Raw genomic sequence first — 12876 nt, 5'->3', positions numbered from 1 at the left:
CCGCCACCGCGCGCACGAAGGCTGGCGAGAATCCGACATCAACCTTTCCTGTCCAGGCCCGGCCCGGATCGCCACGCCGACTCGCGCAGCAGCCGCAGCCCGTTCAGGCCGACCAGCACGGTCGAGCCCTCGTGCCCGGCGACGCCGAGCGGCAGCGGCAGATGGCCGGCCAGGTCCCAGACGACCAGCACGGAGATGAACGTACCGGCGATGACCAGGTTCTGGACGACGAGGCGGCGGGCGGCCCGGGACAGCCGTACGACGGCCGGGACGGTGATGAGTTCGTCGCGTACCACGACGGCGTCCGCGGTCTCCAGCGCGAGGTCGGAGCCCGCGCGCCCCATCGCCACGCCGGAGTGGGCGGCGGCGAGGGCGGGCGCGTCGTTGACGCCGTCGCCGACGAAGAGCACCGTGCGGCCACTGTCCTGCAGTTCCCGCAGGGCCTTCACCTTGTCCTCGGGCAGCAGGCCCGCGCGGACGTCGGTGAGGCCGGTGGCCTCGGCGACGCGGGCGGCGGTGCGGGCGTTGTCGCCGGTGAGCAGGACGGGCGCGGTGCCGGTCAGGGCGGTGAGCGCGGCGGCGGTCGCGGGGGCGTCGGGGCGGAGGCGGTCGGTGAGGGCGAGGGTGCCGACCTCGGTGCCGTCGCGCAGCACCCGCACGACGGTGGCGCCGTCGTCGCGGCCCGCGCCGGCCTCCGCCCGGCCGACGCGCACCTCGCGCCCGTCCACCACGGCCGTGACCCCCCGCCCCGGCAGGGCGGTGAAGCCCGCGGCGGCGGCGATCGGCAGCCCCTTGGCCCGGGCCGCGCCCACGATCGCGCGCGCCAGGGGGTGCTCGCTGGGGTGCTCGGCCGCCGCGGCGAGCGCGAGCAGCCCGTCCTCGTCGAGCCCGGATCCCGGCAGCGGCGACACGTCCGTCACCTCGGGCGCGCCCTCGGTCAGGGTGCCGGTCTTGTCCAGAGCGGCGGTGTCGATCTCCCCGAGCCGCTCCATCGCCACCGCCGACTTCACCAGCACGCCGTGCCGCCCGGCGTTGGCGATCGCCGACAGCAGCGGCGGCATGGTGGCCAGCACCACCGCGCACGGCGAGGCGACGATCATGAAAGTCATCGCCCGCAGCAGCGCGTCCGTGAGGTCGGCGCCGAAGGCGAGCGGCACGGCGAAGACGGCGAGCGTCGCGGCCACCACGCCCACCGCGTAACGCTGTTCGACCTTCTCGATGAACAGCTGTGTCGGCGCCTTGGTCCGGGACGCCTCCTCGACCAGCGTCACGATCCGGGCGATCACCGAGTCGGCGGGGTCGCGTTCCACGCGGACGCGCAACGCGCCGGTGCCGTTGAGGGTGCCCGCGAAGACCTCGTCGCCGGGGCGCTTGAGCACCGGCAGGGGCTCGCCGGTGATGGTGGCCTCGTCGGCCTCGCCGGTGCCGTCCAGCACCTGGCCGTCGGCGCCGATCCGCTCCCCCGGCCGCACCAGCAGCACGTCACCGACGGCCAGCGCGGACGTCGGCACGGTCTCCTCGTGCCCGTCCGCCGTGATCCGGGTCGCGACCGCGGGGGCGAGGTCGAGCAGGCCGCGCACGGAGTCGGCGGTGCGGGCGGTGGCGAGCGCCTCCAGCGCGCCGGACGTGGCGAAGATGACGATCAGCAGGGCTCCGTCGAGGACCTGGCCGATCGCCGCCGCGCCCAGCGCCGCGACGATCATCAGCAGGTCCACGTCGAGGGTCTTCCCGCGCAGGGCGCGCAGCCCTTCCAGCGCCGGTTCCCAGCCGCCCGTGACGTACGCGACGGCGTACAGCGGGCCGAACGCCCAGGCGGGGGCGCCGCCGAGGTCCAGGGCGAGGCCGAGCAGGAAGGCCACCAGCGCGGCCAGCGCCCAGCGGGCCTCGGGCAGGGCCAGGACGCGGGTGCGGCGGCGGGGAGCCGGCAGGGTGCGGGACGGGGGCGCCGTTCGCGGCGTGAGAGTCGCTGACACGCGGGCCACCATACCGGAACACATGAAGACTCGTTCATGCGTTCATATAAGACGGGTACGATACCGGTCATGGGTCATGGAGCCGCCGCCACCTCAGCCGCCGAGCGCGTACGCCTGGACGAGGGCAACGTGGCGAAGGTGGCCACCACCCTCCAGGCGCTGTCCACCCCCTCCCGTCTGCTGATCCTGGCGCGGCTGCGCGAAGGGCCGCTGCCCGCCACGGAGTTGGCCGCCGAGGTGGGCATGGAGCAGTCGGCCTGCTCGCACCAGCTGAGACTGCTGCGCAACCTCGGTCTGGTGGTCGGCGAGCGCCATGGCCGGTCGATCGTCTACGCGCTGCACGACCACCATGTCGCCGAACTCCTCGACCAGGCCGTCTATCACGTGGAGCATCTGCGGCTGGGCATCAGCGACGCGACCGAGTAGGGCCGTTTCAGCGCACGGGCTCCCGCCAGGAGGCCAGGGCCCAGATCACGAAGACGTCGATCGCCATCATCACGACCGACCAGACGGGCTGGTACGGCAGGAAGAGAAACTGCAGGATCAGGCTGATCGCGGCCAGGGTGATACCGGCGATGCGCGCCCAGCCGGCCCCCATCAGCAGGCCCCAGCCGGTGACGGCCACCAGGACGCCGACGACCAGGTGGATCCAGCCCCATCCGGTGAGGTCCAGCTCGTAGACGTACGTGCCGACGCGGGCGTAGACGTCGTCCTCGGCGATCGCCGCGATGCCCTGCAGCACCGACAGCACACCGCCGACCAGCATCAGCACTCCGGCGAACATGACGCCGCCGGTCACCCATCCCGCGCGGCGGCCCGTCGGACCGGTCTGCGGGGTTCCCGTCTGATGTGCAGCGTGCTGAGCCATGGCGGCCGTCCTTCCGTCCCCGAGGTGTCACGGTGCGGTGTCCCCGTGGGGATCTCCCCATGTGGGTGACTACCAGCGTCCGGGTGCGTCGCGGGTGCCGCCATCCCGGTTACGCCGGCCGGGTGACGTCCGCGGAGCCCGCAGCCGCACGAAAGCGCACGTGAACCCCCCGGACGGCGCTCACAGGTTGATCATGTGACCGGCCAGGCCGTGCACCGCCTCCTTCACGGCCTCGCCCAGCGTCGGGTGGGCGTGCACGTTGCGCGCGACCTCGTGGACGGTCAGGTCCCACTGCTGGGCCAGGGTCAGCTCGGGCAGCAGTTCGGTCACGTCCGGGCCGATCAGATGGCCGCCGAGCAGCTCCCCGTACCGGGCGTCGCTGATCAGCTTCACGAAGCCGGTGGTGTCGCCGAGACCGTGCGCCTTGCCGTTCGCGGTGAACGGGAACTTCGCGACCTTCACGTCGTGGCCCAGCTCGCGCGCCTGCGCCTCGGTGTGGCCGAAGCTCGCGATCTGCGGCCGGCAGTAGGTGGCGCGCGGGATCATCGTGTAGTCCAGCTCCATCGTCTCGGCGTCCGCGAGGGTTTCCGCGGCGACCACGCCCATCGCCTCGGCCGCGTGCGCGAGCATCAGCTTCGCGGTGACGTCGCCGATGGCGTAGATGTGCGGCACGGACGTGCGGCAGCGGCCGTCGACGTCGATCGCGCCGCGCTCGGTGACGCGGACGCCGGTGTTCTCCAGGCCGTAGCCCGTGACGTTCGGCGCGAAACCGATCGCCTGGAGCACCTTGTCGGCCTCCAGGACCTGCTGCGAGCCGTCCTTGGCGGTGACCGTGACGCGGACCTGCGGGCCCGACTCGTCGACGGCGTCGACGCGGGTCGAGGTCATCACGTCGATGCCCAGCCTGCGGTACTGCCGGGCCAGCTCGGCCGAGACGTCGGCGTCCTCGGTCGGCGCGACGCGGTCCAGGAACTCGACGACGGTGACCTTCACGCCGTAGTTGTGCATCACGTAAGCGAACTCGACGCCGATCGCCCCCGCGCCCGCGATGACGACCGACCGCGGCAGGTCCTCGGCCAGGATCTGCTCCTCGTACGTCACCACGCGCGAGGTGCGCCGCGTGCCGGGCAGCAGCTTGGGCGTGGCGCCGGTGGCGATGATGCAGTGCTCGAAGCCGATGGTGCGGGTGTTGCCCTCGTGGTCGGCGACCCGGAGCGTGTGCGGGTCGAGGAACGTGCCGCGGCCGTCGAACTCCGTGATCTTGTTCTTCTTCATCAGGTAGTGCACGCCCTTGACCCGGCCGTCCGCGACCCGGCGGCTGCGCCGGAACGCCTCGCCGTAGTCGAAGGAGACCTCGCCGTCCACCTTGATGCCGAAGGTCCTGGCCTCGCGGGTGACGATGTGCGCGAGCTCGGCGTTGCGCAGCAGGGCCTTGGTGGGAATGCAGCCGACGTTCAGGCAGACGCCGCCCCAGTACTTCTCCTCCACGACGGCGACGCGCTTGCCCAGCTGGGCGGCCCGGACGGCCGCGACGTAACCGCCGGGGCCGGCTCCGAGAACGACGACGTCGAAGCGCTCGTCCTGCTCGTCCATGCGTCAGGTCCCTTTCGGTGCGTGAGGAGCGGCCGGCCCGGTCTCGTCCGGTGCGTGAGGAGCGGCCGGCCCGGTCTCGTCCGGTGCGTGAGGAGCGGCCGGCCCGGTCTCGTCCGGTGCGTGAGGAGCGGCCGGCCCGGTCTCGTCCGGTGCGCAAGGAATGCTCGCGTTCTCCGGCGTGCGCGAGGGATTTTTCCGCCCTGCCCCGCTCGTCGCCACACCGATCGGACATGACTCCGGTCTCAGACCCGCCGCCCGGCGCGCTCCTGCCGCATCCGGCGCCGTACGACCACCCGGTCCAGGGCGGGGACCAGGGCCGGCGCGCCGCAGGCGACGGCGAGGCCGGTCAGTGCCTCGGGACCGGGTGAGTCGGCGGGCGAGGAGTTCGCGGCCCAGACGGCGAACAGCACGGTCGCCGCGGCGAAGACCGGCAGGAAGACGGCGGTCAGCAGCAGGCGCAGCCGAAGCGCGCTCCGGGCGGTGCGGGGTTCGGTGCCGGTACGGGGCCGGCGGCGACCGGTCGTGCCGGACCGATCGCGGGGCACCGGCTGTCCGTGGGTCATGGCGGTGCGTCCCTTCGGTGGTGCGGGTCGTCGGGGTGGGGGGCGGCCGCCCGGCCGAGGTCCGCCGGGCGGAGTGCCGGGTCGTCCGTGGTGGTGGGGGCATCGACGCGGCGCCCGGGGGACGTCACGTGACCTGCGTGCCAGGTCGTGTACGCCTCCCGGACCCGCCGGATCAGCCGCCGTGCAGCGCTTGCAGCACGTCCTCGTCCGTCAGCTGTTCGAAGTCCTCGTACCAGAGGCCGACCGCGTGGAACGGGCTCGGCCGCATCAGGCACACCACGTCGTCGGCCTCGCCGCGCAGCAGTTCGACGGCCTCGTGCGAGCAGACCGGCGCGGCGACGACCACCCGCTCGGGCTCCCGGTGCCGCACCGCCCGCACGGCGGCCCGGGCGGTGGATCCGGTGGCCAGTCCGTCGTCGACGAGGATGGCAGTGCGTCCGCGCAGTTCGGCGGGGGGCCGGTTCTGGCGGTAGCGCTGTTCCCTACGGTGCAGCTCCGTCCGCTCCCGGGCCACGATCGGGGCCAGCTCGGCCTCGTTCAGACCCAGCTGGTCCAGGGCCCGGGTGTCGAAGAACGGCGGTTCGTCGCCCGCGATGGCGCCGACCCCGAACTCCTCCTGGAACGGCGCTCCGATCTTGCGGACGACCAGCACGTCCAGCGGCGCGCCCAGGGCCCGCGCGACCTCCCGGGCCACCGTGACACCGCCACGGGGCAGGGCGAGGACCACGGGGTCCGGGAGCGTCCCCTTCTCCTGGAGGATGCGCAGATGCCCGGCCAGTTCCCGGCCGGCGTGCGCACGGTCACGGAAACGCATGTGCTCCCCTTCCGCCACGGGGGCCTTCTTCTCGCCCTGTGGAGGTACGGGTTTCCCCCATGCGGCACCCGACACGCGGATGGTCGGCTCCCGGCCGACCTCGTCGGCGTCGTGAGGGTCAGCCCATCTGTCGCGCGAACGCCTCGTACGCCCGTCGGTCGAAGAGCACGAACCTGATCTCCTCGACCGACGTCCGCGTGGTCCGCACCGTCTCGATCGCGATCCGCGCGGCGTCGTCCATCGGCCAGCCGTACACGCCCGTGGAGACGGCGGGGAACGCGACGGTACGGGCGCCCAGGTCGTCGGCGACGCGCAGCGACTCCCGGTAGCAGGACGCCAGCAGCTCGGAGCGGTCCTCCTCGCGGGAGTGGACCGGTCCCACGGTGTGGATCACCCAGCGCGCGTCCAGTTCGCCCGCCGTCGTGGCGACCGCCTGTCCGGTCGGCAGGCCCTTGCCGTACCGGGCGGCGCGCAGCCTGCGGCAGTCCTCCAGGATCGCGGGGCCGCCGCGCCGGTGGATGGCGCCGTCCACGCCTCCGCCGCCCAGCAGCGAGGAGTTGGCCGCGTTGACGACGGCGTCGGCGCTCTGCTCGGTGATGTCGCCCTGGACGAGCGTGATGGTGGGGGTCATGTCTGCCGCAGCCTCCGCCACACGGCCTTCGCCGCGTTGTGCCCCGACATGCCGTGCACGCCCGGTCCCGGCGGGGTGGCGGAGGAGCAGATGTACACGGCGGGATGCGGCGTCCTGTACGGGTGCAGGGACAACCTGGGCCGCAGCAGGATCTGCAGTCCGCTGACCGCGCCGGAGGCGATGTCGCCGCCGACGTAGTTGGCGTTGCGGGCGGCCAGTTCGGGCGGTCCGGCGGTGGCGCGGGCGAGGACGCGGTCCCTGAACCCCGGGGCGAAACGCTCCAGTTGGCGCTCGACGGCGTCGGTGAGGTCGCCGGTCCAGCCGCTCGGGACATGGCCGTACGCCCAGAAGACGTGCCGGCCCTCGGGAGCCCGGGTGGGGTCGACGACGCTGGGCTGCACGGTGATGAGGAACGGCCGGTCGGGCGCGCGGCCCAGGCGGGACGCCTCGCGCAGGGCGGTACCGATCTCCGCGCTGCTGCCGCCGATCTGCACGGTCCCGGCCGCGCGCGGCTCCTCGGCGGTCCACGGGACCGGGCCGTCCAGCGCGTAATCGATCTTGAAGACGCCGGGGCCGTACCGGAACCCCTCGTAGTAGCGGCCGAAGCCCGCGATGCGGGCCAGGGCGGTGGGCGAGGTGTCGAAGACGTACGCGCGCGCGGGCGGCAGGTCGTCGAGGCGCTTGACCTCGTAGTCGGTGTGGATCGTGCCGCCGAGGTCCTTCAGGTACGCGGCGAGCGCGTCCGAGATGGACTGGGAGCCGCCACGGGCCACGGGCCAGCCCCGGGCGTGCGCGGCGAGGGCGAAGACCAGGCCGATCGCGCCGGTGGCGAAGCCGGTCAGCGGGGCCATCACATGGGCGACGAGGCCGGCGAAAAGGGCCTTGGCGCCTTCGTCGCGGAAGCGGCGGGTCAGCCAGGTGGACGGGGGCAGGCCGACCAGGCCGAAGCGGGCGAGGGTCACCGGGTCGCGGGGCAGCGCGGTGAGCGGCAGGGACATGAAGTCGCGGGCCAGCGTGTCCCAATGGGGCAGGAAAGGCTCGACCAGTCTGCGGTACGTCCCCGCGTCGCGCGGTCCGAGGGAGGCGGCCGTCTCACCGACCGAACGGGACAGGACGGCGGCGGTGCCGTCCGGGAAGGGGTGGGCCATGGGCAGCTCGGCGTGCAGCCACTCCAGGCCGTAGCGGTCCAGGGGCAGGGCCCGGAACGCCGGGGAGTTGATGCCGAGGGGATGGGCCGCGGAGCACGGGTCGTGGCGGAAGCCGGGGAGCGTGAGCTCCTCGGTGCGGGCGCCGCCGCCGATCGTGTCCCGCGCCTCGAACAACGACACGGAGAAGCCGCGGCGGGCCAGCTCCACTGCGGCGGTCAGTCCGTTCGGCCCCGCACCCACCACGACCGCATCGAGCATCGACGGCACCTTCGGACTCCTTCGTCAGCCGATGGCCACTCAGGATCAGGATATGCCGGGGGACTGACACTCCTGGGTGACGGGTCACGTCGTGAGGGGGCGGGGGTTGGGGCTGGGGGTGGGGGTTGGTGGTGGGGCGGGGCCGGTGGTCCGCGGGCGGGACCTGCAGCCGTGTGGGTTCAGACCCCCGAGGCCAGCAGTGTCGCCACCCGTCGGGCCGTGGCCGCGTCGCGGGCCGCGGTGAAGGGCAGGGTGTTGCCGCCCGTGATCCGGAACGGCTCGCCCGTGCGGGTCAGGTGGGTGCCGCCCGCCTCCTCGACCAGCAGCAGGCCCGCCGCATGATCCCACGCCGCTTCCCAGGAGAAAGCAGTTGCGTCCGACTCGCCCCGGGCGACGGCGAGATACTCCAGCCCGGCCGAGCCGCACTCGCGCGGGGCGACGCCGTCCGTCCACAGGCCGAGCAGCGCGCGCTTCTCCTCGTCGGTCGTGTAGTCCGGGTGGGAGGTGGCGACCCGCAGGTCACGCCCCGGGGTGGGCGGGCCGGCGAACAGTCGCTCGCCGTCGAGGAAGGCGCCCTGGCCGCGGACGGCCGTGGCCAGCTGGTCGCGGGCGGCCGCGTAGGTCCACGAGGCCAGCACGACACCGTGGTGCGCGAGGGCGACCAGCGTGCAGAAGCCGTCGTCGCCGTGGACGAACTGCCGGGTCCCGTCGACGGGGTCGATGATCCAGACCGGGGCGTCCCCGCGTATCGCCTCGTACGTCGCCGGGTTGGCGTGCACCGCCTCCTCGCCGACCACCACGGAGCCGGGGAGCAGGGCGCCGAGCGCCTCGGTGAGGTGCCGCTCGGCCAGCCGGTCGGCGTCCGTGACCAGGTCGTGCGGGCCGCTCTTCTGGTCGACCTCGTGTGCGGCCAGCTGCCGGAAGCGCGGCATGATCTCGGCCGCGGCCGCCTTGCGCACGGCGTCCTCGACGTCGGCCGAGTGACGGGCGAGAAACTCGTCGATGGTTTCCGTCTCTTCGAACATGCCCTCCATGAGAGCACGCGGCACTGACAATCCACACCTGCCCGGTGCACTCCGGGTGGACTCGGGATGAACTCCCGGTTCCGGGGTGCGGCGGATCACCGCCGCACCCTGGGGCGGATCGCCGTCGCCGCGCGTCACCTTCCGACCGCGTACCCCTGCATCCCGCGCGGATTGGCCGCCGCCGACAGCACGCCCGTCTCCGGGTCCCGCGCCACCGCGCACAGCCGCCCCTCCGACCAGTCGTCACTCACCGTGACGCGATGACCGCGGCGTCGCAACTCCTCGACCACGCCCGGGGAGATCCGTCCCTCGACCGTCACGCTCCCGGGGCGCATCCCGCGCGGGTAGAAGGAGCCGGGAAAGCTGTCGTTGTGCCAGTTCGGGGCGTCGATCGCGCCCTGGAGGTCGAGCCCGCCGCGGACCGGGGAGCGCAGGGCGACCGCCAGGAAGAAGTGCAGCTGCCACTGGTCCTGCTGGTCGCCGCCGGGCGTGCCGAACGCCATCACGGGCACCCCGTCACGCAGCGCGATCGACGGTGTGAGCGTGGTCCTGGGCCGCCGCCCCGGCGTGAGCGAATTCGGCAGCCCTTCCTCCAGCCACGTCATCTGCAACCGCGTGCCCAGCGGGAAGCCCAGCTCGGGCACGACGGGGTTGGACTGGAGCCAGCCCCCGCTGGGCGTGGCGGCGACCATGTTGCCCCACCGGTCGACGACATCCAGGTGACAGGTGTCGCCGCGGGTGCCGCCGTCGCCGGCGACGTCGGGCTCGCCCGGTACCGGGGAGGTCGGGCTCTTGGCGACGGTCGGCTCCCCCACGCCCATCGGGCTGAAGCCCGCGTCCTCGGGGGCCGGCACGTGCGCGTGGGCGCACAGCCGCGGGGTGCGCCCGCCAGGGCTGCCCGGCCGCAGCTCGTACGACGCCCGGTCCCCGACGAGGCTGCGCCGCCGTGCGTTGTAGGGCGCCGACAGCAGGTCGTCGAGCGGCACCTCGCGCGCGTCCCCGTACCAGGCCTCGCGGTCGGCCATGGCCAGCTTGCCGCCTTCCACCAGCAGGTGGACGTAGTCCGCGGAGCCGTACTCCGGCAGGTCGTCCGGCAGCAGGGCGAGCTGCTGGAGCAGCACCGGGCCCTGGCTCCAGGGGCCTGCCTTGCACACGGTCCAGCCGTTCCAGTCGTACGTCGCCGGTGTCTCGTAGGTCGCGGACCAGCCGGCGAGGTCGGCGGCCGTGAGCGTGCCGCTCTGGTGCTCGCCGCTGGTGTCCAGCGTGGGCCGCGCGGCCTGCCGTACCAGTGCCTCGGCGATGAACCCGGTGCGCCACACCTCCCGGGCCGCCTCGATCTGCGCCTGACGGTCCCCGGCGCCGGCGACCTCGGCGAGCAGCCGCTTCCAGGTGGCGGCGAGGGCGGGGTTGCGCAGCAGTTCGCCCGGACGCGGTGCCCTGCCCCCCGGCAGATAGACCGCCGCCGACGAGGTCCACTCCGTCTCGAACAGCTCACGCACGGTCTCGACGGTCTCGCCGACGCGCTCCACGGGCGCGTGCCCGTGCTCCGCGTACCCGATGGCGTACTTCAGGACGTCGGCGAGCGGCTTCGTGCCGTGGTCGCGCAGCAGCAGCATCCAGGCGTCGAAGGCGCCCGGTACGGCGGCGGCGAGCGGACCGGTGCCGGGAACGAGGTCGAGCCCGAGCCCCCGGTAGTGGGCGACGCTCGCTCCGGCGGGCGCCACACCCTGGCCGCACACCACCCGTACCTCGCCGCCGGCGGGCGCGATCAGTATCGGCACCTCCCCGGCGGGACCGTTGAGGTGCGGCTCGACGACATGCAGCACGAAGGCCCCGGCCACGGCGGCGTCGTAGGCGTTACCGCCGTCCTCCAGCATGGCCATCGCGCACTGCGAGGCGAGCCAGTGGGTGGAGGACACCATGCCGAAGGTGCCCTGGAGGGTGGGGCGGGTGGTGAACCGCATCTGTCACCTCACGGAGTGCGCACGCCGTCGGGAAAACCTGATCACCCAGCAGGCTAACGACCGCAGACGAATCCCCCGCGGGCGGGCCTCCCCCCTCCTTCGCCCACACACAGTGGCTTCGCCGCCGACGGGTTCTGAACTTCCAGTGCTTTCCGGTGCCGAATGAGCCCGGCCCGCGGCAATCCGCCGGAAGCGGTCCGGCGGTCAGCCGTTGCGCACCGACACCAGACCCGACTCGCAGGCGAAGACCACCAGTTGGGCCCGGTCGCGGGCGCCGGGCTTGGTCATCGCGCGGCTGATGCGGGCCTTCGCGGTGAAGGGGCTGATGACCATGTGCGCGGTGATCTCCTCGTTGCTCGGGCCGCGCGCGGCCAGGGCCGTGACCCCGCGTTCGCGGCGGGTGAGGTGTTCCAGGCCGGGGACGCAGGCGCGGTCCGGGGCCGGGAGACGAACGCGCCGATGGGGGTGCGGGTGACCGACGGGGACAGCAGGGCCTCACCGCGCGCCACGACCTCGATCGCCTGGAGCAGACCGGCCGGTTCGGTGTCCTTCAGCAGGAAGCCCGCGGCGCTCGCGCGCAGCGCGTGGAAGACGTACTCGTCGAGGCCGTAGTTGGTGAGGATGACCACGCGGACGCCGTCGAGGGCGGGGTCGGCGGCCGATCCGGCGGGTCGCCTGGATGCCCGTCATCACGGGCATCTGCACGTCGATCAGTGCCACGTCGGGGACCCGCTCCCGTACCAGTGCGAGCCCCTGCTCGCCGTCCGCCGCCTCGCCGACCACCTCGATGCCGTCCTCGGCGTCGAGCAGCGCGCGGAAGCCGGCCCGCATCAGGGCCTGGTCGTCGACGAGGGCGACGCGCATCGTCCCGTCTCCTTGAGGAGGGCCGTGGTGAGCGGCAGCCGGGCCCGGACCGAGAACCCGCCTTCCGCGCGCGGGGCGGCGTCCAGGGTGCCGCCGAGGGCCGTCACCCGCTCGCGCATGCCGGTGAGTCCGGTGCCCGGCAGCGGCGGCCGGGCGGGGTCGGTGGTGCCGTCGTCGTCCACGCGGACGGTCAACTCCTCGCTGCCGTAGTGCAGCCGGACGCACACCTCGGCGGACCCCGCGTGCCGTGCACGACCACTGTCCGGTGCACCTCGTCGCGTACGGGGCGTTCGCGGCGGTGGACCGGATCGAGTCGGCGTGGACCCGACGCCCCGTGGGCACATAACCGGACACACAACCCGGCGACAATAAGCGACAGTTACCGCTCAAGTACGGAGCGAATTGGCACTTTCGCTGCACAGGGAGTCGTGTGACACTGGCGTCCCGTCCGCAGTGCGGACCTCCCTCCGCACCATCCCCCACGAGAAGTGTGCGCCGTGCGTTCTCTTCCCCTGCCGCTCGCTCTCATCGCGCGCCTGACTCCGGTCGCCGTGCTCGCCTGCGCGGGCTGGGTGCTCAACTCGGGCCCGGAGTCCGCCGCCCCCGCCGCCCAGGACAAGACGGCGCAGAGGACCGGGACCCAGTCCGCCTCGGCACCGTCCACGACGGCCGTGCCGAAGACGTACACCGAGGCCCCGGCTCCCTGCGACAGCCTCGCCGAGAAGACCATCACGTCGCTGGTGCCGGGCGCCAAGGCGGCCGGGAAGGAGATCGCCTCGACGGACTCGTCGGTGCGCCGCACCTGCTCCTGGAACGCCCTCAAGGGCTACGACTACCGCTGGCTCGACGTCTCCTTCGAGATCAGCGACTCGGACGACGAGGCGCGCGAGCAGTACGAGGAGCGCGTCGAGGAGAAGAACGGCGGCGGCGAGGTGCCCGGCCTGGGTGACGCGGCCTACTCGGTCGTGAACCTCACCACCGAGGACGACCAGAAGACGCGCGAGGGCGTGGTGGTCGTGCGCGCCTCCAACGCGCTGGTGGTCGTCACCTACAACGGCTCCGACTTCGAGTCGAAGGAGGCGCCCAGCTCGGACGAGATGAACAAGGGCGCGATCAAGGCCGCCAAGGAGGCGGTGGCGGCGCTGGAGGGCGGCCGGTAGTCCGAACCGCCCTCC

Annotated in this window: 11 protein-coding genes and 2 pseudogenes; 2 read left to right on the top strand and 11 right to left on the bottom strand. The window is 73.3% G+C overall.

The features are described 5' to 3' along the window. Positions 1-38: 38 nt before the first annotated feature. Positions 39-1985, bottom strand: a complete 1947-nt coding sequence (locus IPT68_RS30215; RefSeq protein ID WP_189699976.1) for a heavy metal translocating P-type ATPase — start codon at positions 1983-1985, stop codon at positions 39-41. A gap of 57 nt (positions 1986-2042) precedes the next feature. Between IPT68_RS30215 and IPT68_RS30210 the strand changes: the two genes are divergently transcribed. Beyond that, on the top strand, positions 2043-2399 hold the full coding sequence (locus tag IPT68_RS30210) for an ArsR/SmtB family transcription factor (protein WP_228040031.1): 357 nt from the start codon (positions 2043-2045) through the stop codon (positions 2397-2399). 7 nt (positions 2400-2406) lie between these two features. Here the strand turns inward: IPT68_RS30210 and IPT68_RS30205 are convergent, their stop codons facing one another. From IPT68_RS30205 to IPT68_RS30160, 10 genes and pseudogenes are all read right to left on the bottom strand, one after another. Further along, entirely contained in the window at positions 2407-2841 is a 435-nt protein-coding gene (locus tag IPT68_RS30205; RefSeq protein WP_189699815.1) for a DUF7144 family membrane protein, read from the bottom strand. 180 nt (positions 2842-3021) lie between these two features. Next, positions 3022-4434 (bottom strand): dihydrolipoyl dehydrogenase, encoded by a 1413-nt coding sequence (lpdA, locus tag IPT68_RS30200; protein WP_189699816.1) that lies wholly within the window; start codon positions 4432-4434, stop codon positions 3022-3024. A 242-nt stretch (positions 4435-4676) separates the two neighbouring features. Next, on the bottom strand, positions 4677-4997 hold the full coding sequence (locus tag IPT68_RS30195) for a DUF6343 family protein (RefSeq protein WP_189699817.1): 321 nt from the start codon (positions 4995-4997) through the stop codon (positions 4677-4679). Between the two features lie 172 nt (positions 4998-5169). Next, the gene (locus IPT68_RS30190) at positions 5170-5811 is read right to left on the bottom strand and encodes a phosphoribosyltransferase (RefSeq protein ID WP_189699818.1); all 642 of its coding nucleotides are present in this window, start codon (positions 5809-5811) and stop codon (positions 5170-5172) included. A gap of 118 nt (positions 5812-5929) precedes the next feature. Beyond that, entirely contained in the window at positions 5930-6442 is a 513-nt protein-coding gene (locus IPT68_RS30185) for an O-acetyl-ADP-ribose deacetylase (RefSeq protein WP_189699819.1), read from the bottom strand. After that, on the bottom strand, positions 6439-7848 hold the full coding sequence (locus IPT68_RS30180; RefSeq protein WP_189699820.1) for a phytoene desaturase family protein: 1410 nt from the start codon (positions 7846-7848) through the stop codon (positions 6439-6441). Before IPT68_RS30180 ends, IPT68_RS30185 begins: the two co-directional genes overlap by 4 nt. Positions 7849-8027: 179 nt before the next feature. Then, on the bottom strand, positions 8028-8873 hold the full coding sequence (locus IPT68_RS30175) for an inositol monophosphatase family protein (protein WP_189699821.1): 846 nt from the start codon (positions 8871-8873) through the stop codon (positions 8028-8030). 134 nt (positions 8874-9007) lie between these two features. Next, the gene (locus IPT68_RS30170) at positions 9008-10837 is read right to left on the bottom strand and encodes a gamma-glutamyltransferase family protein (RefSeq protein ID WP_189699822.1); all 1830 of its coding nucleotides are present in this window, start codon (positions 10835-10837) and stop codon (positions 9008-9010) included. A 204-nt stretch (positions 10838-11041) separates the two neighbouring features. Then, positions 11042-11701 (bottom strand): annotated as a pseudogene (locus tag IPT68_RS30165) (response regulator transcription factor). After that, positions 11668-11952 (bottom strand): annotated as a pseudogene (locus IPT68_RS30160) (ATP-binding protein); the annotation flags it as partial. The pseudogenes IPT68_RS30165 and IPT68_RS30160, both read right to left, overlap by 34 nt. A 246-nt stretch (positions 11953-12198) precedes the next feature. On the opposite strand from IPT68_RS30160, the gene IPT68_RS30155 reads away from it, so the two are divergent. Further along, entirely contained in the window at positions 12199-12861 is a 663-nt protein-coding gene (locus IPT68_RS30155; RefSeq protein ID WP_189699823.1) for a hypothetical protein, read from the top strand. Positions 12862-12876 lie beyond the last annotated feature (15 nt).

Source organism: Streptomyces chromofuscus (assembly GCF_015160875.1).
In the GTDB taxonomy this organism is placed as follows: domain Bacteria; phylum Actinomycetota; class Actinomycetes; order Streptomycetales; family Streptomycetaceae; genus Streptomyces; species Streptomyces chromofuscus.
The sequence above is the reverse complement of the archived record's forward strand: the minus strand, read 5'-3'. Positions and strand labels throughout refer to the sequence as shown.

Excerpts from the sequence above, each read along its gene's own strand:
- IPT68_RS30170 (WP_189699822.1), bottom strand. The coding sequence starts at position 10,837 with ATGCGGTTCACCACCCGCCCCACCCTCCAGGGCACCTTCGGCATGGTG.
- IPT68_RS30205 (WP_189699815.1), bottom strand. The coding sequence starts at position 2,841 with ATGGCTCAGCACGCTGCACATCAGACGGGAACCCCGCAGACCGGTCCG.
- lpdA (WP_189699816.1), bottom strand. The coding sequence starts at position 4,434 with ATGGACGAGCAGGACGAGCGCTTCGACGTCGTCGTTCTCGGAGCCGGC.
- IPT68_RS30180 (WP_189699820.1), bottom strand. The coding sequence starts at position 7,848 with ATGCTCGATGCGGTCGTGGTGGGTGCGGGGCCGAACGGACTGACCGCC.
- IPT68_RS30210 (WP_228040031.1), top strand. The coding sequence starts at position 2,043 with ATGGGTCATGGAGCCGCCGCCACCTCAGCCGCCGAGCGCGTACGCCTG.
- IPT68_RS30175 (WP_189699821.1), bottom strand. The coding sequence starts at position 8,873 with ATGTTCGAAGAGACGGAAACCATCGACGAGTTTCTCGCCCGTCACTCG.
- IPT68_RS30195 (WP_189699817.1), bottom strand. The coding sequence starts at position 4,997 with ATGACCCACGGACAGCCGGTGCCCCGCGATCGGTCCGGCACGACCGGT.
- IPT68_RS30185 (WP_189699819.1), bottom strand. The coding sequence starts at position 6,442 with ATGACCCCCACCATCACGCTCGTCCAGGGCGACATCACCGAGCAGAGC.
- IPT68_RS30215 (WP_189699976.1), bottom strand. The coding sequence starts at position 1,985 with ATGGTGGCCCGCGTGTCAGCGACTCTCACGCCGCGAACGGCGCCCCCG.
- IPT68_RS30190 (WP_189699818.1), bottom strand. The coding sequence starts at position 5,811 with ATGCGTTTCCGTGACCGTGCGCACGCCGGCCGGGAACTGGCCGGGCAT.